25 protein-coding genes are annotated in these 24,773 nt (G+C 60.2%); 14 read left to right on the top strand and 11 right to left on the bottom strand.

Features of this window, described 5'->3' with window-relative positions; genetic code table 11:
- Nucleotides 1-30: 30 nt before the first annotated feature.
- The 5 genes from lptB to AB4N48_RS20180 are packed head-to-tail and all read right to left on the bottom strand — an operon-like array spanning nt 31 to nt 3,367.
- Nucleotides 31-756, bottom strand: a complete 726-nt coding sequence (gene lptB / locus AB4N48_RS20200) for an LPS export ABC transporter ATP-binding protein (RefSeq protein ID WP_024011621.1) — start codon at nt 754-756, stop codon at nt 31-33.
- A complete protein-coding gene (gene lptA / locus AB4N48_RS20195) occupies nt 756-1,301 on the bottom strand; it encodes a lipopolysaccharide transport periplasmic protein LptA (RefSeq protein ID WP_016771679.1) in 546 nt (181 codons plus the stop codon). The genes lptB and lptA overlap by 1 nt, the downstream gene beginning before the upstream one ends.
- Nucleotides 1,288-1,860, bottom strand: a complete 573-nt coding sequence (gene lptC, locus AB4N48_RS20190) for an LPS export ABC transporter periplasmic protein LptC (RefSeq protein WP_024011622.1) — start codon at nt 1,858-1,860, stop codon at nt 1,288-1,290. Before lptC ends, lptA begins: the two co-directional genes overlap by 14 nt.
- Before the next feature lie 8 nt (nt 1,861-1,868).
- On the bottom strand, nt 1,869-2,393 hold the full coding sequence (locus AB4N48_RS20185) for a KdsC family phosphatase (RefSeq protein ID WP_016771677.1): 525 nt from the start codon (nt 2,391-2,393) through the stop codon (nt 1,869-1,871).
- Nucleotides 2,393-3,367 carry a KpsF/GutQ family sugar-phosphate isomerase gene (locus AB4N48_RS20180; protein WP_024011623.1) on the bottom strand — a complete coding sequence of 325 codons (975 nt, stop codon included), beginning with the start codon at nt 3,365-3,367 and terminating at the stop codon, nt 2,393-2,395. Before AB4N48_RS20180 ends, AB4N48_RS20185 begins: the two co-directional genes overlap by 1 nt.
- A 272-nt stretch (nt 3,368-3,639) precedes the next feature.
- Between AB4N48_RS20180 and AB4N48_RS20175 the strand changes: the two genes are divergently transcribed.
- From AB4N48_RS20175 to hisC, 10 genes are all read left to right on the top strand, one after another.
- Nucleotides 3,640-4,449, top strand: coding sequence for an ATP-binding cassette domain-containing protein (locus AB4N48_RS20175; protein ID WP_406228263.1), 810 nt, complete (start codon nt 3,640-3,642; stop codon nt 4,447-4,449).
- Entirely contained in the window at nt 4,449-5,246 is a 798-nt protein-coding gene (gene mlaE / locus AB4N48_RS20170; RefSeq protein ID WP_016771674.1) for a lipid asymmetry maintenance ABC transporter permease subunit MlaE, read from the top strand. Before AB4N48_RS20175 ends, mlaE begins: the two co-directional genes overlap by 1 nt.
- Nucleotides 5,246-5,713, top strand: coding sequence for an outer membrane lipid asymmetry maintenance protein MlaD (mlaD, locus tag AB4N48_RS20165; RefSeq protein WP_016771673.1), 468 nt, complete (start codon nt 5,246-5,248; stop codon nt 5,711-5,713). Before mlaE ends, mlaD begins: the two co-directional genes overlap by 1 nt.
- A gap of 11 nt (nt 5,714-5,724) precedes the next feature.
- Nucleotides 5,725-6,378, top strand: a complete 654-nt coding sequence (locus AB4N48_RS20160; RefSeq protein ID WP_076565863.1) for an MlaC/ttg2D family ABC transporter substrate-binding protein — start codon at nt 5,725-5,727, stop codon at nt 6,376-6,378.
- Nucleotides 6,375-6,680: an STAS domain-containing protein gene (locus tag AB4N48_RS20155; protein ID WP_056782947.1), complete on the top strand. Its 306-nt coding sequence runs from the start codon at nt 6,375-6,377 to the stop codon at nt 6,678-6,680. Before AB4N48_RS20160 ends, AB4N48_RS20155 begins: the two co-directional genes overlap by 4 nt.
- A 115-nt stretch (nt 6,681-6,795) precedes the next feature.
- Nucleotides 6,796-7,035 (top strand): BolA family protein, encoded by a 240-nt coding sequence (locus AB4N48_RS20150; protein WP_016771670.1) that lies wholly within the window; start codon nt 6,796-6,798, stop codon nt 7,033-7,035.
- Between the two features lie 22 nt (nt 7,036-7,057).
- Nucleotides 7,058-8,323 (top strand): UDP-N-acetylglucosamine 1-carboxyvinyltransferase, encoded by a 1,266-nt coding sequence (gene murA, locus AB4N48_RS20145; protein WP_016771669.1) that lies wholly within the window; start codon nt 7,058-7,060, stop codon nt 8,321-8,323.
- A gap of 128 nt (nt 8,324-8,451) precedes the next feature.
- Nucleotides 8,452-9,087: an ATP phosphoribosyltransferase gene (gene hisG / locus AB4N48_RS20140; protein ID WP_095180378.1), complete on the top strand. Its 636-nt coding sequence runs from the start codon at nt 8,452-8,454 to the stop codon at nt 9,085-9,087.
- A 126-nt stretch (nt 9,088-9,213) separates the two neighbouring features.
- Nucleotides 9,214-10,551, top strand: a complete 1,338-nt coding sequence (gene hisD, locus AB4N48_RS20135; RefSeq protein WP_252887325.1) for a histidinol dehydrogenase — start codon at nt 9,214-9,216, stop codon at nt 10,549-10,551.
- Between the two features lie 3 nt (nt 10,552-10,554).
- A complete protein-coding gene (gene hisC, locus AB4N48_RS20130) occupies nt 10,555-11,607 on the top strand; it encodes a histidinol-phosphate transaminase (RefSeq protein WP_016771666.1) in 1,053 nt (350 codons plus the stop codon).
- A gap of 975 nt (nt 11,608-12,582) precedes the next feature.
- On the opposite strand, the gene AB4N48_RS20125 is transcribed toward hisC, so the two are convergent.
- From AB4N48_RS20125 to algW, 3 genes are all read right to left on the bottom strand, one after another.
- Nucleotides 12,583-13,302, bottom strand: coding sequence for a DUF4198 domain-containing protein (locus tag AB4N48_RS20125; RefSeq protein WP_252868808.1), 720 nt, complete (start codon nt 13,300-13,302; stop codon nt 12,583-12,585).
- Between the two features lie 12 nt (nt 13,303-13,314).
- Nucleotides 13,315-15,420 (bottom strand): TonB-dependent siderophore receptor, encoded by a 2,106-nt coding sequence (locus AB4N48_RS20120; protein ID WP_460094218.1) that lies wholly within the window; start codon nt 15,418-15,420, stop codon nt 13,315-13,317.
- 88 nt (nt 15,421-15,508) lie between these two features.
- Nucleotides 15,509-16,666 (bottom strand): Do family serine endopeptidase AlgW, encoded by a 1,158-nt coding sequence (gene algW, locus AB4N48_RS20115; RefSeq protein ID WP_016770590.1) that lies wholly within the window; start codon nt 16,664-16,666, stop codon nt 15,509-15,511.
- Between the two features lie 104 nt (nt 16,667-16,770).
- On the opposite strand from algW, the gene AB4N48_RS20110 reads away from it, so the two are divergent.
- The 3 genes from AB4N48_RS20110 (at nt 16,771) to cysN (ending at nt 20,604) form a co-directional block, all read left to right on the top strand.
- Nucleotides 16,771-17,529: a Nif3-like dinuclear metal center hexameric protein gene (locus AB4N48_RS20110; protein ID WP_024011629.1), complete on the top strand. Its 759-nt coding sequence runs from the start codon at nt 16,771-16,773 to the stop codon at nt 17,527-17,529.
- A gap of 249 nt (nt 17,530-17,778) precedes the next feature.
- Nucleotides 17,779-18,696 (top strand): sulfate adenylyltransferase subunit CysD, encoded by a 918-nt coding sequence (gene cysD, locus AB4N48_RS20105; protein ID WP_056782962.1) that lies wholly within the window; start codon nt 17,779-17,781, stop codon nt 18,694-18,696.
- A 9-nt stretch (nt 18,697-18,705) separates the two neighbouring features.
- On the top strand, nt 18,706-20,604 hold the full coding sequence (gene cysN / locus AB4N48_RS20100) for a sulfate adenylyltransferase subunit CysN (RefSeq protein WP_073473760.1): 1,899 nt from the start codon (nt 18,706-18,708) through the stop codon (nt 20,602-20,604).
- A 294-nt stretch (nt 20,605-20,898) separates the two neighbouring features.
- Here cysN and AB4N48_RS20095 read toward each other — a convergent pair whose 3' ends face one another.
- From AB4N48_RS20095 to AB4N48_RS20085, 3 genes are read right to left on the bottom strand one after another with little or no spacing between them, the layout of a single operon-like run.
- Complete coding sequence (locus AB4N48_RS20095) at nt 20,899-21,804, bottom strand: acyltransferase (protein ID WP_150636116.1); 906 nt, start codon at nt 21,802-21,804, stop codon at nt 20,899-20,901.
- On the bottom strand, nt 21,805-23,904 hold the full coding sequence (pta, locus tag AB4N48_RS20090) for a phosphate acetyltransferase (RefSeq protein WP_024011632.1): 2,100 nt from the start codon (nt 23,902-23,904) through the stop codon (nt 21,805-21,807). It lies immediately after the preceding gene.
- A 51-nt stretch (nt 23,905-23,955) separates the two neighbouring features.
- Nucleotides 23,956-24,282, bottom strand: coding sequence for a DUF3565 domain-containing protein (locus AB4N48_RS20085; RefSeq protein WP_082530248.1), 327 nt, complete (start codon nt 24,280-24,282; stop codon nt 23,956-23,958).
- On the opposite strand from AB4N48_RS20085, the gene AB4N48_RS20080 reads away from it, so the two are divergent.
- Nucleotides 24,251-24,736 carry an FKBP-type peptidyl-prolyl cis-trans isomerase gene (locus AB4N48_RS20080; RefSeq protein WP_056782966.1) on the top strand — a complete coding sequence of 162 codons (486 nt, stop codon included), beginning with the start codon at nt 24,251-24,253 and terminating at the stop codon, nt 24,734-24,736. The genes AB4N48_RS20085 and AB4N48_RS20080 overlap by 32 nt on opposite strands.
- Nucleotides 24,737-24,773 lie beyond the last annotated feature (37 nt).

Below are 24,773 nucleotides of genomic sequence, written 5' to 3'. Positions count from 1 at the left end.
GCGCCTTGAATCGATACAGCGCTGTCGCGCTTACAGGCGGAACTCGTGACCCAGATACACTTCCTTGACCAGATCGTTGGCCAGGATGGTCTCGGCATCGCCTTCAGCGATCAGTTGACCGTCGTTGACGATGTAAGCGGTTTCGCAGATATCCAGCGTCTCACGCACGTTGTGGTCGGTGATCAGCACGCCGATGCCCTTGGCCTTGAGGTGATGGATGATCTGCTTGATGTCGCCGACCGAGATCGGGTCGACACCGGCGAACGGTTCGTCGAGCAGGATGAACTTGGGTGCAGTGGCCAGGGCGCGAGCGATTTCCACCCGGCGACGCTCACCGCCGGACAGGCTCATGCCGAGGTTGTCGCGGATGTGGCTGATGTGGAATTCCTGCAGCAGGCTTTCCAGCTCCTTGCGACGACCGGCCTTGTCCAGCTCCGGGCGGGTCTCGAGGATCGCCATGATGTTGTCGGCGACCGACAGTTTACGGAAGATCGACGCTTCTTGCGGCAGATAGCCGATACCGGCCTTGGCGCGGCCGTGCATCGGCTGGTGGCTGACGTCCAGATCATCGATCAGCACACGGCCCTGATCTGCCTGCACCAGGCCAACGATCATGTAGAAGCACGTAGTCTTGCCGGCGCCGTTCGGGCCGAGCAAGCCGACGATCTGCCCGCTGTCGATCGACAGGCTGACGTCACGCACGACCTGGCGGCTTTTATAGGCCTTGGCCAGGTGCTGAGCTTTCAGAGTTGCCATTACTGGGATTTCTCTTCGGTTTTCTTCTTCGGCTGGATCACCATGTCGATGCGCGGACGCGATTCGGTGACCTTGCTGCCCGTGGCGCGACCGGCGCTGGCCAGCTTCTTCACGGTGTCGTAGACGATTTTTTCGCCCTGGGTGACGTTGTTATCCTTGTCGATAACCTTGGCCTTGTCGATCAGCACCACCCGGTTCTGCTGGGCGTGGTATTGAATCGTCACGCCGTAGCCCTTGACTGGGTTGGCGTCGCCCTGGGTCTGCAACTGCTCGAAGTAAGCCAGGTTGCCTACCGATGTCACCACGTCGATGTCGCCATTGGGCGCGCGCGTCATGGTCACGGTGTTGCCTTTAACGATCATCGAGCCCTGGGTAATGATCACGTCACCTTTATAGGTGGCGATGCCATTCTTGTCGTCCAGTTGGGCGTCGTCGGCCTGAATGCGGATAGGCTGCTGCTGATCGTTCGGCAGGGACCAGGCGCTCGCGCTTCCCAGTGCTGCGCCCAGACTGAGCAAAATAGGGAGGGTTTTAACGAGCCTCATACTGTCCTCTTACGTTCGATTGCAGGTGTATCCTGCTGTCCTTCAGGTACGCTTTCATTCCGACGCCAGTCGATACGCCGCCAGCGCCCTCGATTCTAACGGGTTGCGCGGTCTGCGCATATTCTTGCTGCGGGAACACGGTCATGCGGGTGCTGGTGATCAGGGTGCCGCGCTGTTTCTCATCGGTGCGCTGTACGCGTACCGAATCGATCAATTCAACTTCGGTGCCGCCCGAATTCACTTCGCCGCGCTCGCTGGTCACGTGCCACGGGAAGTCGGTGCCGCGGTACATGTTCAAATCAGGCTTGGTTACCAGAGTGACATCGGTGGCCTTGACGTGCTCGGCCTTGTCGGAGGTCATCTCGTACTGCACCTTGCCGTCGGGCAGGTATTGAATGGTGTGCGTGTTGGTCGCGTACCAGTCGATCGGATTCTCGGCGGCCGAGACCGGCGGCTTGTCGAGGAAGCGCTCCGGGCTGATGTTCCAGTAGCCCACCGCAGCGAAAATCGCCGCGATGCAGCCGAACAGCAGGAAATTGCGAAACTTTTTGCTAAACATGGTCAGGCTCACAGGTACGCGGCGTTGGCCGCTTCGAGGCGGCCCTGGGCGCGCAGGATCAATTCGCAGAATTCGCGGGCGGCACCTTCGCCGCCACGGGCGCGGGTAACGCCGTGGGCGTGTTCGCGGACGAAATCGGCAGCGTTGGCCACCGCCATGCCCAGCCCTACACGGCGGATCACCGGCAAGTCTGGCAGATCGTCACCGAGATAGGCGACTTCCTCATAGCTTAGGCCCAGTTGCGCGAGCAGGCCGTCGAGCACCACCAGTTTGTCCTCGCGCCCCTGAAACAGGTGCGGGATGCCGAGGTTCTTAGCGCGTCGCTCGACCACCGGGGTCTTGCGGCCACTGATGATCGCCGTTTGTACGCCGGCATTCATCAGCATCTTGATGCCCTGGCCGTCGAGGGTGTTGAAGGTCTTGAACTCGCTGCCGTCTTCGAGGAAGTACAGGCGCCCGTCGGTGAGCACACCGTCGACGTCGAACACAGCCAGTTTGATTGCTTTGCCACGTTGCAGCAGATCGTTGCTCATTACATGACTCCTGCGCGCAGCAGATCGGAGAGGTTGAAGGCGCCGATCGGGCGATCCTCCTCGTCGACGACTACCAGGGCGTTGATTCGATGGTCTTCCATGATTTTCAGGGCTTCGGCGGCGAGCATGTCGGGCCGGGCGGTCTTGCCGTGTGCAGTCATCACCTGGTCGATGGTGGCGCTGCGGATGTCGATGGCGCGATCCAGCGTGCGGCGCAAATCACCGTCGGTGAAGATCCCGGCGAGCTTGCCATCGGCCTCAATAATAGCGGTCATGCCCAGACCCTTGCGGGTCATTTCCATCAGCGCGTCCTTGAGCAGGGTACCGCGTTGTACCTGCGGCAGCTCCTGTCCGGCGTGCATGACGTTTTCGACTTTCAGCAGCAGGCGACGGCCAAGGGCACCGCCCGGATGCGAGAACGCGAAATCTTCAGCGGTGAAACCACGCGCTTCCAGCAGGGCCACGGCCAGGGCGTCGCCCATGACCAGCGCGGCCGTGGTCGAAGAGGTCGGTGCCAGATTCAGCGGGCAGGCTTCGTGCTCGACATGCACATTGAGATTGACCTCGGCAGCCTTCGCCAATGGCGACTGTGGATTGCCGGTGACGCTGATCAGCTGGATACCCAGGCGTTTGATCAATGGCAGCAGCGTTACGATTTCGTTGGTCGAGCCGGAGTTCGACAGGGCCAGAATCACATCGTCGCGGGTGATCATGCCCATGTCGCCGTGGCTGGCTTCGGCCGGATGCACAAAAAACGCCGGAGTGCCGGTGCTGGCCAGGGTGGCGGCGATCTTGTTGCCGATGTGCCCGGATTTGCCCATGCCGACTACGACCACACGGCCCTTGCTGGCCAGAATCATCTCGCAAGCGCGTACGAAATCGGCGTCGATATGGGCCATCAATCCTTGGACGGCTTCCACTTCGAGGCGGATGGTGCGTTGTGCCGATTGAATCAGGTCGCGGGTTTTGCTCATGTCAGAATCGTATGGGCCGATGAAAAGGCGGCGATTATAGCGGGTATGTGGCAAAGCCTCACGCAAGTTCGACGTGCTTTGTCATTACTGGTTACCAAAACCCTCTGAAAGTCGCTCAGGCCCTCTTCAGTCGGCGATCTTGGCCGGGTTCTCGCTTGGGCGCTCAGCCTTTGCAGTGATATAGTTCGCCGCCAGTTCGGCCTGCCCGGGATGCAGGTGTTTCCGAGGAAAGTCTGGCATCCCAGTGAGAGGCTGCATCGCAAGGAGTTTAGATGAGTGCCGATAACGCCTACGCGGTCGAGCTGAAGGGAGTCTCCTTCAAGCGCGGTGCGCGGAGCATTTTCAATAACGTCGATATCCGCATCCCGCGCGGCAAGGTCACCGGCATCATGGGGCCTTCCGGCTGCGGCAAGACTACGCTGCTGCGCCTGATGGGCGCGCAGTTGCGGCCGTCCGGCGGCGAAGTCTGGGTCAACGGGCAGAACCTGCCGACGCTGTCGCGCAGTGATCTGTTCGATGCGCGCAAGCACATGGGCGTGCTGTTTCAGAGCGGTGCGCTGTTCACCGACCTGGATGTGTTCGAGAACGTGGCCTTTCCGCTGCGGGTGCACACGCAACTGCCGGAAGACATGATTCGCGACATCGTCCTGCTGAAATTGCAGGCCGTGGGGCTGCGTGGCGCCATCGACCTGATGCCGGACGAACTGTCCGGCGGCATGAAGCGCCGCGTGGCGCTGGCCCGGGCGATTGCCCTCGATCCGCAGATTCTCATGTACGACGAGCCCTTCGTGGGCCAGGACCCGATCGCCATGGGCGTGCTGGTGCGCCTGATCCGCCTGCTCAACGATGCACTGGGAATCACCAGCATCGTGGTCTCGCACGACCTGGCGGAAACGGCGAGCATTGCCGACTACATCTATGTCGTGGGCGATGGTCAGGTGCTGGGGCAGGGCACGCCGGATGAGCTGATGAATTCGGATGACGCGCGTATCCGTCAGTTCATGACCGGTGATCCCGATGGCCCGGTGCCGTATCACTTTCCAGCGACGGATTACCGCGCAGATCTTCTGGGGAAGCGTTGATGCGCAGAATTTCATTGATGGAACGCGTGCGTCGGTTCGGCGAATCGGCGATCGACGCGGTCGCGGTGTTTGGTCGGGCGACCCTGTTCCTGTTTCACGCCCTGCTGGGCCGTGGCGGTATCAGCGGTGGTTTTGGCCTGTTGGTCAAGCAGCTGCATTCGGTCGGCGTCATGTCGCTGGTGATCATCGTGGTCTCCGGCATTTTCATCGGCATGGTCCTGGCGCTGCAGGGCTTCAGCATTCTTTCCAGCTATGGTTCAGAGCAGGCTGTAGGGCAGATGGTCGCCCTGACGCTGCTGCGTGAACTGGGGCCAGTGGTCACGGCGTTGCTGTTTGCCGGGCGAGCCGGTTCGGCGTTGACCGCCGAGATCGGCAACATGAAATCCACCGAGCAGCTGTCCAGCCTGGAAATGATCGGTGTCGATCCGCTCAAGTACATCATTGCCCCGCGCCTGTGGGCCGGCTTCATTTCCCTGCCGGTGCTGGCGATGATCTTCAGCGTCGTCGGCATCTGGGGCGGTTCGTGGGTCGCAGTCGACTGGCTGGGCGTTTATGAAGGCTCGTACTGGGCGAACATGCAGAACAGCGTGAACTTCACCAGTGACGTGCTCAATGGCGTGATCAAGAGTGTCGTTTTCGCCTTTGTGGTGACCTGGATCGCCGTATTCCAAGGCTATGACTGTGAACCCACTTCCGAGGGAATCAGTCGTGCCACCACCAAGACCGTGGTGTTTGCCTCGCTGGCAGTGCTTGGTCTGGACTTTATTCTGACCGCTTTGATGTTTGGAGATTTCTGATGCAAAACCGCACCCTGGAAATCGGTGTCGGCCTGTTCCTGCTGGCAGGGATCCTGGCTTTGCTGCTGCTCGCCTTGCGCGTCAGCGGCCTGTCTCCGACTTCGTCCACCGACACTTACAAGCTGTATGCGTATTTCGACAATATCGCCGGTCTGACGGTCAGAGCCAAAGTGACCATGGCCGGTGTGACCATTGGCAAGGTCACCGCAATCGATCTGGATCGCGACAGCTTCACCGGTCGGGTCACGCTGCAAGTGGATAAAAAGGTCGACAACCTGCCGGTCGATTCGACTGCATCTATCCTCACCGCGGGTCTGCTGGGCGAGAAATACATCGGTATCAGCGTCGGCGGTGAAGACACCCAGTTGAAAGACGGTGGAACCATCCACGACACGCAGTCGTCACTGGTACTGGAAGACCTGATCGGTAAATTCCTGCTCAATACCGTTAGCAAAGACGCCAAATGAGGAGCTTTTGAATGATCTCTATCTTGCGACGTGGCCTGTTGGTGTTGCTCGCGGCCCTGCCGTTGATGGCTAACGCTGCACCGGGGCAATCGGCTCATGACCTGATTCAGGACACCACGAACCGGATGCTTGCCGACTTGCAGGCAAACAAAGAGAAGTACAAGCAGGATCCGCAGGATTTCTATGCGGCGCTCAACAGCATTGTGGGGCCGGTGGTGGATGCCGAGGGCATCTCCAAAAGCATCATGACCGTGAAGTATTCGCGCAAGGCCACGCCTGAGCAGATGCAGCGCTTTCAGGAAAACTTCAAGCGCGGTCTGTTCCAGTTCTATGGCAACGCTCTGCTGGAATACAACAACCAGGGCATCACGGTTGACCCGGCCAAAGACGAATCGGGCGACCGCACCAGCGTCAACATGACCGTCAAAGGCAGCAATGGCGCGATCTATCCGGTGCAGTACACGCTTGAGAAGATCAGCGGCGAGTGGAAACTGCGCAACGTGATCATCAACGGCATCAACATCGGCAAGCTGTTCCGTGACCAGTTCGCCGACGCCATGCAACGCAATGGCAACGATCTGGACAAGACCATCGATGGCTGGGCCGGTGAAGTGGCCAAGGCCAAGCAGGAAACCGACAAAGCCGCCGCGAAGCCAGCGCAATGAGTGAGGCGGCAGTTCGTATGAGTGATGTCGACGAGCTGGTGCTCAGCGGCGTGCTGGATTACCGCACCGGGCCTGAGCTGCGCAAGGAAGGGCAGGCGCTGATCAAGTCGAGCAAGGCGTCGGCGCTGGTCATCGATTGTTCGGCGGTGCAGAAGTCCAGCAGCGTCGGCCTGTCGTTGCTGCTGTGCTTCATGCGCGATGCCCAGGCGGCCGGCAAGGCCGTCAGCATCCGTGCGATGCCTGAAGACATGCGCGAAATCGCTCAGGTCAGTGAACTGACCGAGCTGTTGGCGCAACCCTGAACCATCATCTATAAAGAAGCCCCCCGTCAGAGTCCTGCGTTGCGGGGTTCGCAGGCGCGGGGCTTTTTTGTATGATGTCCGACCCGTGCGCACAGGGCGCCGATTGAGGTTGAGCATGCAGGCCGTAGAAGTGAAGAGCTTCCTTGAAGGAAAGCTGCCAGGAACGCTGGTAGAAGTTGAGGGCGAAGGCTGCAACTTCCAGCTGAACGTGATTAGCGATGAACTGGCGGCGTTGAGCCCGGTGAAGCGTCAGCAGCAGGTCTATGCCCATTTGAACCCATGGATCACCGATGGCAGCATCCATGCGGTCACTATGAAATTTTTCAGCCGCGCGGCCTGGGCCGAGCGCACCTGAGCCCTAGGGCGTCGAGATACTAATGGATAAATTGATTATTACCGGTGGCGCTCGTCTTGATGGCGAGATCCGCATTTCCGGCGCGAAGAACTCCGCCCTGCCGATTCTGGCCGCGACCTTGCTGTGCGATGGCCCGGTCACCGTCGGCAACCTGCCGCACCTGCACGACATCACCACCATGATCGAGCTGTTCGGGCGCATGGGCATTGAGCCGGTAATCGACGAGAAGCTCAGCGTCGAAATCGACCCGCGCACCATCAAGACTCTGATCGCGCCGTACGAACTGGTGAAAACCATGCGTGCGTCGATCCTTGTGCTCGGCCCGATGGTCGCGCGTTTCGGTGAAGCCGAAGTCGCGCTGCCTGGCGGTTGCGCCATCGGTTCGCGTCCGGTCGATCTGCACATCCGCGGTCTGGAAGCCATGGGCGCGGTCATCGACGTCGAAGGCGGCTACATCAAGGCCAAGGCACCTGAAGGTGGCTTGCGCGGCGCGCACTTCTTCTTCGACACCGTCAGCGTGACCGGTACCGAGAACATCATGATGGCCGCTGCGCTGGCCAAAGGTCGCAGCGTGTTGCAGAACGCCGCGCGCGAGCCTGAAGTAGTCGACTTGGCGAACTTCCTCAATGCCATGGGCGCCAAGGTTTCCGGCGCCGGCACCGACACCATCACTATCGATGGCGTCGAGCGTCTGGGTTCGGCGTTCTACAAGGTCATGCCTGACCGTATCGAAACCGGCACCTATCTGGTCGCTGCTGCCGTGACCGGTGGCCGCGTCAAGGTCAAGGACACCGATCCGACCATTCTCGAAGCGGTGCTGGAAAAGCTGCGTGAAGCCGGTGCGGAAATCACCTGCGGTGAAGACTGGATCGAGCTGAACATGCACGGCAAACGCCCGAAGGCGGTCAACGTGCGCACCGCGCCGTACCCGGCGTTCCCGACCGACATGCAGGCCCAGTTCATCTCGCTCAACGCCATTGCCGAAGGTACTGGTGCGGTGATCGAGACAATCTTCGAAAACCGTTTCATGCACGTGTACGAGCTGCACCGCATGGGCGCGCATATCCAGGTTGAAGGCAACACTGCCATCGTCACCGGTATCGAGAAGCTCAAGGGCGCGCCAGTCATGGCCACCGACCTGCGCGCATCGGCCAGTCTGGTGATCTCGGCGCTGGTAGCCGAAGGCGACACGCTGATCGACCGCATCTACCACATAGACCGTGGTTACGAGTGCATCGAAGAAAAACTGCAAATGCTGGGTGCCAAGATCCGTCGCGTTCCGGGCTGATCGCTGCATCGGGACACAGGGACGTGTCCGCTGAATTCGTTTCGAGTCGAGGGTGTACGCACCCTCGATGTGTGTCCGGCGCCGATTGCGACCGGGCATGAGTACCTTGATAAGGACTGACGTTTCCCATGTTGACCATCGCACTGTCCAAGGGCCGCATCCTTGACGACACTCTGCCGCTTCTCGCTGAAGCGGGCATCGTGCCGACCGAGAATCCGGACAAGAGCCGCAAGCTGATCATTCCCACGACCCAGGACGACGTGCGTCTGCTGATCGTGCGTGCCACCGACGTGCCGACCTATGTCGAGCATGGCGCGGCCGACCTCGGCGTCGCCGGTAAGGACGTGCTGATGGAATACAGCGGCCAGGGCCTGTACGAGCCGCTGGACCTGCAGATCGCCCAGTGCAAGTTGATGACCGCCGGCAAGATCGGCGCGGTCGAGCCCAAGGGCCGTCTGCGCGTGGCGACCAAGTTCGTTAATGTTGCCAAGCGTTATTACGCCGAGCAGGGCCGTCAGGTCGACATCATCAAGCTGTACGGCTCGATGGAACTGGCGCCGCTGATCGGGCTGGCCGACAAGATCATCGACGTGGTCGACACCGGCAACACCCTGCGCGCCAACGGCCTGGAGCCACAGGAACTGATCGCCACGATCAGCTCGCGTCTCGTCGTCAACAAGGCTTCAATGAAAATGCAGCACGCCCGAATCCAGGCGTTGATCGACACCCTGCGCAACGCAGTGGAATCGCGACACCGCGGCTGATCTACCTGCGCGGCCCGAGGCCGCGCCGTCTATCCGCCTCATAGCCAGAATTCTCAGGTGCCCAAGCGGATCGAATGCTAGTTTCGGGCGCCTGAGTTTTTTGCCAATTCCTATGAGGCTCTCGCTATGACCGCACCGACTGCAATTCGCCGACTCAACGCTGCTGACCCGGATTTCGCGCATCATCTGGATCATCTGCTGAGCTGGGAAAGTGTGTCTGACGACTCGGTCAATCAGCGCGTGCTCGACATCATCAAGGCTGTGCGCGAGCGCGGTGACGCGGCGCTGGTCGAGTTCACCCAGAAGTTCGACGGTCTTGAAGTCGCCTCGATGGCTGACCTGATCCTGCCGCGCGAGCGTCTCGAACTGGCCCTGACCCGCATCACCGTGCCGCAACGCGAGGCCTTGGAAAAAGCCGCCGCTCGCGTGCGCAGCTATCACGAAAAACAGAAGCAGGATTCCTGGAGCTACACCGAGGCTGACGGCACGGTGCTCGGCCAGAAAGTCACGCCGCTGGATCGTGCCGGCCTGTACGTGCCTGGTGGCAAGGCCTCTTATCCGTCGTCGGTATTGATGAACGCGATTCCGGCCAAGGTCGCTGGCGTGACCGAAGTGGTCATGGTCGTGCCGACCCCGCGCGGTGAAATCAACGAGCTGGTGCTGGCCGCTGCCTGCATCGCCGGTGTCGACCGCGTGTTCACCATCGGCGGCGCGCAAGCGGTTGCCGCACTGGCTTATGGCACCGAAAGCGTGCCGCGTGTTGACAAGGTTGTCGGCCCGGGCAATATCTATGTCGCCACGGCCAAGCGTCATGTGTTCGGCCAGGTCGGCATCGACATGATCGCCGGCCCTTCGGAAATTCTTGTAGTGTGCGACGGCCAGACCGATCCGGACTGGATCGCCATGGACCTCTTCTCCCAGGCCGAGCACGACGAAGACGCGCAAGCGATTCTGGTCAGCCCGGACGCCGAGTTCCTCGACAAGGTAGCCGCAAGCATCGACAAACTGCTGCCGACCATGGACCGCGCGACCATCATCGAAACTTCGATCAATGGCCGTGGTGCGCTGATCCAGGTCACTGACATGGCCCAGGCCATCGAAGTCGCCAATCGTATCGCCCCGGAACATCTGGAATTGTCGGTCGCTGATCCACAAGCCTGGCTGCCGCAGATCCGCCACGCCGGTGCGATCTTCATGGGCCGCCACACTTCCGAAGCGTTGGGCGATTACTGCGCCGGTCCGAACCACGTGTTGCCGACTTCCGGCACCGCGCGGTTCTCCTCGCCGCTGGGCGTCTACGACTTCCAGAAGCGCTCGTCGATCATCTTCTGCTCCGAGGCCGGCGCTTGCGAACTGGGCAAAACTGCATCGGTACTGGCCCGTGGTGAATCGCTGAGCGCCCACGCGCGCAGCGCCGAATACCGCATCAAAGACCAAGACTTTCTGAAAGGGCAGGGGAACTGAGCGATGAGTAAATTCTGGAGCCCGTTCGTCAAGGATCTGGTGCCCTACGTGCCGGGCGAACAGCCGAAGCTGACCAAACTGGTCAAGCTCAATACCAACGAAAATCCGTATGGCCCGTCGCCAAAAGCGCTGGCGGCGATGCAAGCCGAACTCAACGACAACTTGCGCCTGTACCCGGACCCGAACAGTGATCTGCTGAAAAACGCCGTGGCCGAATATTACGGCGTGCAAACCAGTCAGGTGTTCCTTGGCAACGGTTCGGACGAAGTGCTCGCGCACATCTTCCACGGTCTGCTGCAACACGATCAGCCGCTGCTGTTCCCGGACATCAGCTACAGCTTCTATCCGGTCTACTGCGGTCTGTACGGCATTGAATTCGATGCGGTGCCACTGGATGCGCAATTCCAGATCAACCCGGCCGACTACGCCAAACCGAATGGCGGGATCATTTTCCCCAACCCGAACGCCCCGACCGGATGCCTGCTGGCGCTGGACGCCGTCGAGCAAATCCTCAAGGCCAGTCCAGATTCGGTTGTAGTCGTGGATGAGGCGTACATCGACTTCGGTGGCGAGACGGCGATCAGTCTGGTGGACCGCTATCCGAATCTGCTGGTGACGCAGACGCTGTCCAAGTCACGCTCGCTGGCCGGCCTGCGTGTCGGTCTGGCGGTAGGGCATCCGGACCTGATCGAAGCGCTGGAGCGGATCAAGAACAGCTTCAACTCCTATCCACTGGATCGTCTGGCGATTGTCGGCGCGGCGGCGGCTTTTGCCGATCGCGAGTATTTCGACAAGACCTGTCGTCAGGTGATCGAGAGCCGCGAATGGGTGGTGGCGCAGTTGCAGGCTAAAGGCTTTGAAGTGCTGCCGTCGGCGGCCAACTTCATCTTCGCTCGCCACCCGCAGCATGATGCGGCGGGCCTGGCGGCCAAGCTGCGCGAGCAGGGCGTGATCGTGCGGCACTTCAAGCAGGAACGGATTGCGCAGTTCTTGCGGATATCGGTGGGTACGCCGGAGCAGAATCAGGCGTTGATCGACGGCCTTGGCGACCTCTAAAAGCAAAAGCCCCTCACCCTAGCCCTCTCCCAGAGGGGAGAGGGGACTGAATGGGGAATATTGCAGAGGTTCACCGACTTGAACGATTTGTATTGAATCCATAATCAACTCGGTCTTTCAGGTCGATGTATCCCGCAAGACAACTCGGTCGGCCCCCTCTCCCAGAGGGAGAGGGGACTGAATGGGAATATTGCAGAGGTTCACCGACTTGAACGATTTGTATTGAATCCATAATCAACTCGGTCTTTCAGGTCGATGTATCCAGCAAGACAACTCGGTCGGCCCCCTCTCCCAGAGGGAGAGGGGACTGAATGGGGAATATTGCAGAGGTTCACCGACTTGAACGATTTGTATTGAATCCATAATCAACTCGGTCTTTCAGGTCGATGTATCCCGCAAGACAACTCGGTCGGCCCCCTCTCCCAGAGGGAGAGGGGACTGAATGGGAATATTGCAGAGGTTCACCGACTTGAACGATTTGTATTGAATCCATAATCAACTCGGTCTTTCAGGTCGATGTATCCCGCAAGACAACTCGGTCGGCCCCCTCTCCCAGAGGGAGAGGGGGCTGAATGGGAATATTGCAGAGGTTCACCGACTTGAACGATTTGTATTGAATCCATAATCAACTCGGTCTTTCAGGTCAATGTATCCCGCAAGACAAATCGGTCGGCCCCCTCTCCCAGAGGGAGAGGGGACTGAATGGGAATATTGCAGAGGTTCACCGACTTGAACGATTTGTATTGAATCCATAATCAACTCGGTCTTTCAGGTCGATGTATCCCGCAAGACAACTCGGTCGGCCCCCTCTCCCAGAGGGAGAGGGGGCTGAATGGGAATATTGCAGAGGTTCACCGACTTGAACGATTTGTATTGAATCCATAATCAACTCGGTCTTTCAGGTCGATGTATCCCGCAAGACAACTCGGTCGGCTCCCTCTCCCGCCGGGAGAGGGCTGGGGTGAGGGTGTGCTTTTATTCGTGATGCGGCTCGCCAACGAATGTCAGCGAACTGAACAACCCACGACTGTCCACATCCACACTGTCCTTCACCGGCACTTCAACCTGCGCCGCAATCACATTCAACCCTTCATTACGCACCAGCACCTGCGCACGCCCGTCCTTGTCGGTCTCGGTGCTCAGGGTGTTTGGCGCGCTGCGATAGTCGCCATATAACTTCACACCTGCCGCCGGTTTGCCATCGAGCAGCACCCGCACCGGTAACGATTTGCCCGGCCCGACCGTCAGCGGATCGACCTCCGGCAGGATCAGCAGTTTGATCTGGTCCAGTTTCGGCAATTTCGCCCCCGGCTGATAGATCGCCAGGCTGTACTTGAAGGTCTGCGTGGCCTCGGTGGCGCCGGGCACTTTGCTGCGTCCTTCGTTGATCCACTTCTTGTCCGCCGTCTGCGACCACATGCCATTATTCAGCGCCACGGCCATCAGCGCCGGCGGCTTCAATGGTTTCAAACGGGCATGATCGGCCAGGCGCTCGACGCTGACCGGGATCATTTTGCCGCTTGCGTCATAAGCCCAGGCACCGCTGACTTTTTGTGCCTTGAAGGCGTTGTCTTCGGCGCCGTGACCGTAGACCACTTCGATGTTGCCGCGTCGTTCCTCTGTCCACAGGCCGTGGGCCGACACTTGCCCGGTGAAGAGCGCAGCGATGAGCAGAAGGGATTTGCCGTAGTGCATGGTGACGTCCTTTTACAGGTTGAGTGTCAGGCTGACGGTGAAATTGCGTGGCTCGCCGGGGTTGACCCAGTAGTTGCTGTAGGAGCGCTCGTAATATTTCTCGTCGAAGACGTTGTTCAGGTTGAGGCCGACCGTTACGTTGTCGCTGGCCTTGTAGTGCGCGAGCAAGTCGACGGTCTGGTAGGCCGGCAATTCGAAGTCGCTGCCGGATTCGCCCGAGCGATCGCCGACGTAGGTGAACGCTGCGCCGACGTCTGAACCGCGCAGACGGCCATCCTGAAATTCATAGACGCCCAGCAGACTGCCGCTGCGTTTGGCCACGCCGAGGATGCGGCTGCCGGTGGGAATGGTCGCGTCGCCCTTGGTCACCTCGGCGTCGATGTAGGCGAAGGCGCCGATGACCCGTATCGCGTCGGTCACCTGGCCGCTCACTTGCCAATCGAAACCCTGACTGCGCGCCTTGCCCATGGCGCGGCTGGTGTCGGTGCCCGGATCGAGGGCGAGGACGTTTTCCTTGTCGATGTGGAAGAAGGCGAGGGTGCTGCTCACGCGCTCATCGAAGAGTTCGTTCTTGATCCCCACTTCGTAACCGACACCTTCTTCCGGATCGAAGGATTTGCCGGAAGCATCCAGGTCGTTGTTCGGTTTGAACGAGGTCGAGGCGTTGGCGAACAGGCCGGTGTTCGGCGTGAGCTGATAGAGCAGGCCGGCGCGTTGAGTCAGCGCGTCGTGGCGTTGCTGACTTTTGGCGTTGCGGCTGTGATCGTCGATGCGCTGATCGAAGTGCTCGAAGCGCGCGCCGACCATGCCGCGCAGCTTGTCGGTGAAGATGATCTGGTCCTGCAGATTCAGCGCATGACTTTCGACGTGTTCGAAGAAGTCGGTGCCCGAGCGTGCGCCGTTGGGTTTCGGCTGGCCGTAGACCGGCTTATAGATGTCGATGGCGTAGGGGCCGCCAGCAATGGTGGTGACGCGTTCGTCCTTGCGGTAATTCTCGTACTCGGTGCCGATCAGCAATTCATGCTGCCACGGCCCGAGGTCGAACAGACCGCGCAGTTCCAGTTGGGTGATGCTGTCGTGCCAACTCGTGTCGCGTTCGCGCAAGCGGCGGTTGACCGTATGGCCGTCGGCGTTCAGCGCGCGTTGTTCCGTGGCGTCGCCCCAGAGCTTGCCTTCCTTGTAGTGGCTGGCCAGACGCAGTTTCCAGCTGTCGTTCAGATGGTGTTCAAGAGTGGCCTGGAGCAGGTTGTTATGGTTGTCGATGTTGCCGTCGTTGGGCTCGCCCAAGAACGTCGAGCGCGATACGCCGCTCCATTTGTTGTTCGGCGCCACAACGCCACGATCGAACGTCGAGTTGTGACGGACGATTTCGCTCTCCACCAGCAGCGATGTGTCCGGGCTCAACTGCCAACTGATCGAGGGCGCAACGAAGACCCTCTGGCTGTCGACGTGATCGCGAAAGCTGTTGTTGTCTTCTACGGCGAGGTTGATGCGCGAGAGCAAATCGCCCTGATCATCGAGGGGCGTGTTGACGTCCAGCGCGGTGCGGTAGCGGTCCCAACTGCCGGCGCTGGTTTGCAGGGTGGTGAACGCTTCGGGCTGCGGTTTCTTGGTGACGATGTTCACCGTACCGCCGGGATCGCCCCGGCCGTACAGGCTGGCGGCCGGGCCTTTGAGCACTTCGATGCGCTCGATATTGGCCGCATCCGGCGTGCTCGGGTAACCGCGATTGGCGCTGAAACCGTCCTTGTAGAACTCGGACGTGGTGAAGCCGCGCACGCTGTATTCGTACAGGGTCAGGCCGCCGAAGTTGTTCTGCTTCGATACGCCGCCAGCAAAATCCAGCGCGCGTTCGACGCTGCTGCTGCCCAGATCCGAGAGCACACTGGCCGGGACCACGCTGATGGCTTGCGGGATATCGCGAATCGCCGTGTCGGTTTTGGTCGCACTGGCGGAGCGAGTCGCGCGATAACCGCTGACCGGGCCGGTGGGTGTTTCGTAGTCGGAGGTGACGCTGATGGCTTCCAGCTCAACGGGCTGCGGCTCATCGGCGAGGGCGGGATCGCAGAGCAAACCCAGAGTCAGGCCCAACAGTGAGGCCTTTTTGCGAGACGACATGTTATGTTGTTCCAATTGCGAGAATTGAAACAATATAACATGCCCGTTGAGAATGTCTGTTATTCGCGCCGTTGGCGCGAAAACATTTTTACTCTTCTTTTTCTTTCACCGGTGCCGGTGGTGGACGCAGGCCGATTTCAGCCGTCAGCTTCAGCTCCTTGCCGTTACGCATCACTTGAATCGTCACCTTGTCGGTCGGCTTGATCCGCGCCACCTGGTTCATCGAGCGGCGGCCATCGCCGGCCGGTTCGCCGTCGATACTCAGGATCACATCGCCCAGTTGCAGGCCGGCTTTCTGCGCCGGGCCGTCACGGAAGATCCCCGCGACGACAATCCCCGGACGCCCGGACAAGCCAAACGACTCCGCCAGTTCCTGAGTCAGCGGTTGTACTTCGATGCCCAGCCAGCCACGAATCACTTGGCCGTGCTCGATGATCGACTTCATCACTTCCATCGCCAGTTTCACCGGAATGGCAAATCCGATCCCTTGCGAGCCGCCGGACTTGGAAAAGATCGCCGTGTTGATTCCGGTGAGGTTGCCGTTGGCATCGACCAGCGCACCGCCGGAGTTGCCCGGGTTGATCGCCGCATCGGTCTGGATGAAGTCTTCGTAGTTGTTCAGGCCCAACTGATTGCGGCCGGTGGCGCTGATGATGCCCATGGTCACGGTCTGACCGACGCCGAACGGGTTGCCGATAGCGAGCGCGACGTCACCGATGCGAATGCTGTCGGAGCGGCCGACGGTGATTGCCGGGAGGTTTTTCAGGTCGATTTTCAGGACAGCCAGGTCAGTCTCCGGATCGCTGCCAATCACCCGTGCGAGTGTTTCGCGACCATCCTTCAACGCCACGACTATCTGATCGGCGCCGCTGGTGACGTGGTTGTTGGTGAGAATGTAGCCTTCCGGGCTCATGATTACCCCGGAACCGAGGCTCGATTCCATGCGCTTCTGTTTCGGCGAATTGTCACCGAAGAAGCGGCGGAACTGCGGATCCTCGAACAAGGGATGCGCCGGTTTGTTGATGACCTTGGTGGTGTACAGGTTGACCACCGACGGCGCTGCGATGCCCACCGCATCCGCATAGGACACCGGCCCCTGTTGCACGATCGTGGTTTGTGGCGCCTGTTGCAGATTGACGTCGAGGCTCGGCAGCCCGACCCACTCGGGGTAACGCTGAATAATCAACAGAGCGATAAGCACACCGGCCAACAGCGGCCAGCCAAAAAAACGCAGCGCCTTGAGCATTAAGCACGTTCCTGGAAAGGTTGCAGGCGAGGTCAGACCGCCCATAATGTCGCGCATTATACGAGGCCGCGCGCGCCTCTGAACGGGATATTTAGGAGTCTTTCATGGCCGTTGCCCTCAGCACCCTCGTCGAAGAAGCCGACCGTTACCTGGGCAGTGCGAAAATTGCCGATTATTGCCCCAACGGTTTGCAGGTCGAAGGCCGCCCGCAAGTGATGCGCATCGTCAGTGGCGTCACCGCCAGCCAGGCGTTACTCGATGCCGCCGTCGAGGCCGAGGCCGACCTGATCCTGGTCCATCACGGGTATTTCTGGAAAGGCGAAAACCCCTGCGTCACCGGCATGAAACAGCGCCGCTTGAAAACCCTGCTCAAGCACGACATCAGTCTGCTCGCTTATCACCTGCCGCTGGATCTGCACCCGGACGTTGGCAACAACGTGCAACTGGCGCGTCAGCTCGACATCACTGTTGAAGGGCCGTTGGACCCGAGCAACCCGAAAGTCGTCGGGCTGGTCGGTTCGCTGAATGAGCCGATGACCGCGCGGGATTTCGCGCGCAAGGTGCAAGAGGTCATGGGCCGCGAGCCGCTGCTGATCGAAGGCAGCGGCATGATCCGCCGCGTCGGTTGGTGCACCGGCGGCGGCCAGGGTTATATCGATCAGGGCGTGGCGGCGGGGGTCGATCTGTTCATCAGTGGCGAGGCCTCCGAGCAGACTTTCCACAGTGCGCGGGAAAACGACATCAGCTTCATCGCCGCCGGCCATCACGCCACCGAACGCTATGGCGTGCAGGCGTTGGGCGAGTATCTGGCGAAGCGCTTTGCCCTTGAGCACATCTTCATCGATTGCCCCAACCCGATCTGAGCTCACCGCAAACTCCTGTGGGAGCGAGCCTGCTCGCGAAGGCGTCAGACCTTCAATACAAAGGTGCCTGACACTCCGCCTTCGCGAGCAGGCTCGCTCCCACGTTCGGCCCTGACGGCCGAACTGGTGGGCATATTCATATACCCTTTCGATCTAGTTGGCGTCCTGATTAGAAGAGGTCGCTGTGCTAGGATTCCTCGCTCGAACACGGCCCGCTGGCCGTTCATAAGAAAGCTTTCGTGAGTAGCCATGGTCGACAAACTGACGCATCTGAAACAGCTGGAGGCGGAAAGCATCCACATCATCCGCGAGGTGGCCGCCGAGTTCGATAACCCGGTGATGCTGTACTCCATCGGTAAAGACTCCGCCGTGATGCTGCACCTGGCACGCAAGGCGTTCTTCCCGGGCAAACTGCCGTTTCCGGTGATGCACGTCGACACCCGCTGGAAATTCCAGGAAATGTACAAGTTCCGCGACAAGATGGTCGAAGACTTGGGCCTGGACCTGATTACCCACATCAACCCCGATGGCGTGGCGCAGAACATCAACCCGTTCACCCACGGCAGCGCCAAGCACACCGACATCATGAAAACCGAAGGCCTGAAACAGGCACTCGACAAGCATGGTTTCGACGCAGCGTTCGGCGGCGCCCGTCGCGATGAAGAGAAATCCCGCGCCAAAGAGCGCGTGTACTCGTTCCGCGACAGCAAACACCGCTGGGACCCGAAAAACCAGCGTCCGGAGCTGTGGAACGTCTACAACGGCAAGGTCAACAAGGGCGAATCCATTCGTGTGTTCCCGTTGTCGAACTGGACCGAGCTGGACATCTGGCAGTACATCTATCTCGAAGGCATTCCGATTGTGCCCCTGTACTTCGCCGCCGAACGCGAAGTGATCGAGAAGAACGGCACGCTGATCATGATCGACGACGAGCGCATCCTCGAGCACCTGTCCGAAGAAGACAAAGCGCGCATCGTGAAAAAGAAAGTGCGGTTCCGCACCCTTGGCTGCTACCCGTTGACGGGCGCGGTGGAGTCCGAGGCCGAAAGCCTGACGGACATCATTCAGGAAATGCTCCTGACGCGAACTTCCGAGCGCCAGGGCCGGGTCATCGACCACGATGGCGCAGGCTCGATGGAAGACAAAAAACGTCAAGGCTATTTCTAAGGGGCTGTCATGTCGCATGTTTCTGATTTGATCAGCGAGGACATCCTCGCCTACCTGGGCCAGCACGAACGTAAAGAGCTGCTGCGCTTTTTGACCTGCGGTAACGTCGATGACGGCAAGAGCACCCTGATCGGGCGCCTGCTGCACGACTCGAAGATGATCTACGAAGATCACCTCGAAGCGATCACCCGCGATTCGAAGAAAGTCGGCACCACCGGTGACGACATCGACCTGGCATTGCTGGTCGACGGTCTGCAGGCCGAGCGTGAGCAGGGCATCACCATTGATGTCGCTTACCGCTATTTCTCCACCGCCAAGCGCAAATTCATCATCGCCGACACCCCCGGCCATGAGCAGTACACCCGCAACATGGCCACCGGTGCGTCCACCTGTGACCTGGCGATCATTCTGGTCGACGCCCGTTACGGCGTGCAGACCCAGACTCGTCGTCACAGCTTCATTGCTTCGTTGCTGGGCATCAAACACATCGTCGTCGCCATCAACAAGATGGACTTGAAGGACTTCGACGAAGGCGTGTTCGAGTCGATCAAGGCCGACTACCTGAAGTTCGCCGAAGGCTTGAAGATGAAGCCGACCAGCATGCACTTCGTGCCGATGTCTGCCCTTAAAGGCGACAACGTGGTGAACAAGTCCGAGCGCTCGCCGTGGTACACCGGTCAGTCGCTGATGGAGATTCTGGAGACTGTGGAAGTCGCGGGCGATCGCAACTTCACCGATCTGCGTTTCCCGGTGCAGTACGTCAACCGTCCGAACCTGAATTTCCGTGGTTTCGCCGGCACCCTGGCCAGCGGCATCGTGCACAAGGGCGACGAAGTCGTGGTGCTGCCGTCGGGCAAGAGCAGCCGGGTGAAATCCATCGTCACCTTCGAAGGTGAACTGGAGCACGCAGGTCCAGGTCAGGCGGTAACCCTGACCATGGAAGACGAAATCGATATCTCCCGTGGCGACCTGTTGGTGCATGCCGACAACGTGCCGCCGGTCACCGACAGCTTCGAAGCGATGCTGGTGTGGATGGCTGAAGAGCCGATGCTGCCGGGCAAGAAATACGACATCAAACGCGCCACCAGTTACGTGCCGGGCTCAATCGCCAGCATCGTCAACAAGGTCGACGTGAACACATTGGAAGAAGGCCCGGCGAGCGCGTTGCAGCTCAACGAAATCGGCAAGGTAAAGATCGCGCTCGACGCGCCGATCGCCCTCGACGGTTACGAAAGCAACCGCACCACCGGCGCGTTCATCGTCATCGATCGCCTGACCAACGGCACCGTTGGCGCCGGCATGATCGTCGCTCAGCCTGTAGCGCATGGCACTGCCACCCACCACGGCAAACTGGCCCACGTGGCGACTGAAGAACGCGCCCAGCGCTTCGGCCAGCAACCGGCCACCGTGCTGTTCAGCGGCCTGTCCGGCGCGGGTAAAAGCACCCTGGCGTATGCGGTCGAGCGCAAGCTGTTCGACATGGGCCGCGCGGTGTTTGTACTCGATGGCCAGAACCTGCGTCATGACTTGAACAAAGGTCTGCCACAGGATCGCGCCGGGCGTACCGAGAACTGGCGTCGAGCCGCCCACGTGGCGCGTCAGTTCAACGAAGCGGGGCTGCTGACCCTGGCCGCGTTCGTCGCGCCAAGTGCCGAAGGTCGCGAGCAGGCCAAGGAACTGATCGGCAAGGATCGCTTGCTGACGGTCTACGTGCAGGCCTCGCCGACCGTGTGCGCCGAGCGTGATCCGCAAGGGCTGTACGCTGCTGGTGGCGACAACATCCCGGGCGAATCCTTCCCGTACGACGTGCCGCTCAATGCCGATTTGGTGATCGACACGCAGTCCCTGAGTCTGGAAGAAAGCGTCAAGCAAGTGCTGGAGCTGTTGCGGCAGCGTGGCGCGATTTAAGCATTGAAGCAGCGACAAGCTACTAGCTGCAAGCGGCAAGAAAAAGCCCGCCGGTGAGTGATCATCGGCGGGCTTTTTAGTGTTGGGTGATCCTTCCCACGCTCCGCGTGGGAATGCCTCATTGGACGCTCCGCGTCCGCTTCGGCAGGGACGCGGAGCGTCCCGGGCTGCATTCCCACGCGGAGCGTGGGAACGATCAACTGTGGAGCGAGCCTGCTCGCGAAAGCTTTATCTCATTCAACATCTTTGCAAGCTGATCCACCGCTTTCGCGAGCAGGCTCGCTCCCACAGGGGTCAGTGTTTGGGTGGATATTCGCGGTGCATCTGCTCCAGCAACGCATCCTTGTCCAGCCACAGCTGATTGATCCAGCCCTGAAACTGCAATCGATACTCGCCGTCCTGGTCGTAGTTCTTGCCGATGAAGGCCGGCGGGATTTTGATTTCTTCAAAATGCACCACCACATCGCGCACATTGCCGCAGAGCAAATCCCAGAACCCTGGACGCCCCGCTGGATAATGAATCGTCACGTTGACGATCGACTCCAGCTGTTCGCCCATCGCATCCAGCACAAAGGCGATCCCGCCGGCCTTGGGCTTGAGCAGGTACTTGAACGGTGACTGCTGCTGCGCATGCTTGCCTTCGGTGAAGCGTGTGCCTTCGACGAAGTTGAAAATCCCCACCGGGTTATGGCGGAATTTCGCGCAGGTCTTGCGCGTGGTTTCCAGGTCCTTGCCTTTCTTCTCCGGGTGTTTTTCCAGGTACGCCTTGGAGTAGCGCTTCATGAACGGAAAGCCCAGCGCCCACCAGGCCAGCCCGATTACCGGGACCCAGATCAGCTCCTGCTTGAGGAAAAACTTCAGCGGTTGAATCTTGCGGTTGAGCACGTATTGCAGCACCAGAATATCCACCCAGCTCTGGTGGTTGCTGGTGATCAGGTACGAGTGCTGATAGTCGAGGCCTTGCAGGCCGCTGACGTGCCAGCGGGTGCGCCGAACCAGATTCATCCAGGCTTTGTTGTTGCTGATCCACGCCTCGTGGGTGTGGCTCATCAGCCAACCGGCAATGCGCTGGGTAAAGGCAAACGGCAGGGCCTTGACCAGCGCCACACAGAACAGGAACGAGCACAGCAGAATCGTGTTGAGCGCCAACAGCAGCGAGGCGATCACGCCGCGCACGGGGGCGGGTAGAAAATCCAGCATTTACACATCCATAGGTCGGTTGGCGGCTTGAATCGCGGTGAGCGCGATGGTGTAGACGATGTCATCGACTTGCGCGCCGCGCGGCAGGTCGTTCACCGGTTTACGCAGGCCTTGCAGCATCGGCCCGAGACTGACGCAATCGGCGCTGCGTTGTACGGCTTTGTGCGTGGTGTTGCCGGTGTTCAGATCGGGGAACACAAACACCGTGGCGCGCCCGGCGACCTGACTGTTCGGCGCCAGTTGCCGGGCGACGTCGGCGTTGGCGGCGGCGTCGTACTGCAACGGGCCGTCGATCAGCAGCGAATTCTGTTGCTCATGAGCCAGCAGAGTCGCCTCGCGGACTTTCTCGACTTCTTCACCGCGGGCCGATTCGCCGCTGGAATAGCTGATCATCGCCACCCGTGGAGTGATACCGAATGCGGCCGCCGAGTCAGCGCTTTGCAGGGCGATCTCGGCCAGTTCCGCGGCGCTCGGGTGTGGATTCATCACGCAGTCGCCGTAGACCAGCACTTCTTCCGGAAAAAGCATGAAGAACACCGACGACACCAGCGTGCAGCCCGGTGCGGTCTTGATCAATTGCAGGGCGGGGCGGATGGTGTTGGCGGTGGTGTTGATCACACCCGAAACCAGGCCGTCGACCTCATCCAGCGCAAGCATCATGGTGCCGATCACCACGGTGTCTTCCAGTTGCTGCTCGGCCATTGGTGCGTTGAGGCTTTTGCTTTTGCGCAGAGCGACCATCGGCTCGACGTAACGCTCGCGGATGTGGTCCGGGTCAAGGATTTCCAGACCCGGCGGCAGCACGATACCTTGCGCGCGGGCGACCGCTTCGACGTCTTCGGGCTTGGCCAACAGCACGCAGCGGGCGATCCCGCGTTCCTGACAGATCGCCGCCGCTTGCACGGTGAACGGCTCGCTGCCTTCGGGCAAGACGATGCGCTTGTTCGCCGCTTGCGCGCGCTGGATCAATTGATAGCGGAACACTGCCGGCGACAGGCGCATCTCCCGAGGCGTACCGCAGCGCTGATGCAGCCAGTTGGCGTCGAGGTGGCTGGCGACGAAATCGGTGATGATCTCCGCGCGCTCGCGGTCATCGATCGGGATTTCCTTGTTCAGGCCATTGAGCAGATTGGCGGTGTCGTACGAGCCGGTGCTCACCGACAACACCGGCAGACCGGCCTGCAACGCGCCCCGGCACAGGTCCATGATGCGCGGGTCGGGCAGGGTGTCGCTGGTCAGCAGCAGGCCGGCCAGCGGCACGCCGTTGATCGCTGCGAGGCTGACGGCGAGGATGATGTCGTCGCGATCGCCCGGCGTCACCACCAGCACGCCGGGCTTGAGCAGCTCGACGGTGTTGCGCATGGTTCGTGCGCAAATGATGATTTTGCTCATGCGCCGGGTTTCGTAGTCGCCCGCGTTGAGCACTTGCGCGCCCATCAGGTCGGCGACGTCGCGGGTGCGTGGCGCATTGAGTTCCGGCTGAAACGGGATGCAGCCAAGCAAGCGGAAATCACCGCTGCGCAGCAACGGCGAATGCTCCTTCAGACGCGTGGCGAAGGCGTCCATGCTCTCGTCGGTCTTGACCTTGTTGAGGATCACCCCGAGGACTTTCGGATCTTTCGGGCCACCGAACAATTGAGCCTGAAGCTCGACACGGCCAGAAAGCTCGGCGAGCACTTCGTTTTCCGGCGCCGAGACCAGAATCACCTCGGCATCCAGACTCTTGGCCAGGTGCAGATTGACCCGCGCGGCGTAACTGGCGCTGCGGGTCGGCACCATGCCTTCGACCACCAGCACGTCTTTGCCGACCGCCGCTTGCTGATACAGGGCGATGATTTCTTCGAGCAGTTCGTCGAGCTGACCGTCGCCGAGCATGCGTTCAACGTGCGCCAGGCCTAACGGCTGCGGCGGTTTCAGACCGTGGGTGCGCGCCACCAGTTCGGTGGATCGCTCAGGGCCGGTGTCGCCGGGGTGCGGCTGGGCGATCGGTTTGAAGAAGCCGACTTTCAGCCCGGCGCGTTCAAGCGTGCGCACCAGCCCGAGGCTGATGGAGGTCAGACCCACGCCAAAATCGGTGGGGGCGATAAAAAAAGTTTGCATGGGAATTCTCTATGCAAGGGTGTCAGCCTATGTCTGGCCGACTACCGAAATTCAGTCGCCAAGGTTATCGCTAACCGAGCCTTGTGCACACCAACCGCAGGCAAAGGGTTGACCTGTTTTTTCAATACGTTGCGCCGGATCCAGGACCCAGGCGCGGGTTTGCCACGGCGGCTGGTGGCGCAGGTGTTGGGTGTGGCCACAGGAAAGCTCGACCACCCAATGGCCATCTTCGTCCTGATGAAAGCCGGTGATGGTCGAAACCCGTTTGTCCGGGTTGTGGTCGCTTTCACGCGATTGCTTCGCTAAACTTGGCCTTTCTATATTCTTATGCAAAAGGTCTCGCCCCATGCTGATCGCCGCCAATAAGGCTGTCTCCATCGACTATACCCTGACCAACGACGCTGGTGAGGTCATCGACAGCTCCGCCGGCGGCGCTCCGCTGGTTTACCTGCAAGGTGCAGGCAACATCATCCCGGGCCTGGAAAAAGCCCTGGAAGGCAAAGCTGTCGGCGACGAGCTGGAAGTGGCCGTTGAGCCGGAAGATGCTTACGGCGAATACGCCGCCGAGCTGGTCAGCACCCTGAGCCGCAGCATGTTCGAAGGCGTTGACGAGCTGGAAGTCGGCATGCAGTTCCACGCTTCGGCGCCGGACGGCCAGATGCAGATCGTCACCATTCGTGACCTGGACGGCGACGACGTCACCGTTGATGGCAACCACCCTCTGGCCGGTCAGCGCCTGAACTTCAAGGTTAAGATCGTTGATATCCGTGACGCCAGCCAGGAAGAAATCGCTCATGGTCACGTCCATGGCGAAGGTGGCCATCACCACTGATTTTCTGCGCTAAGCTTCGAGTACTGGAGAGGCGCCT

This window comes from Pseudomonas sp. S2_C11, from assembly GCF_054668395.1.
The sequence above is the reverse complement of the archived record's forward strand: the minus strand, read 5'-3'. Positions and strand labels throughout refer to the sequence as shown.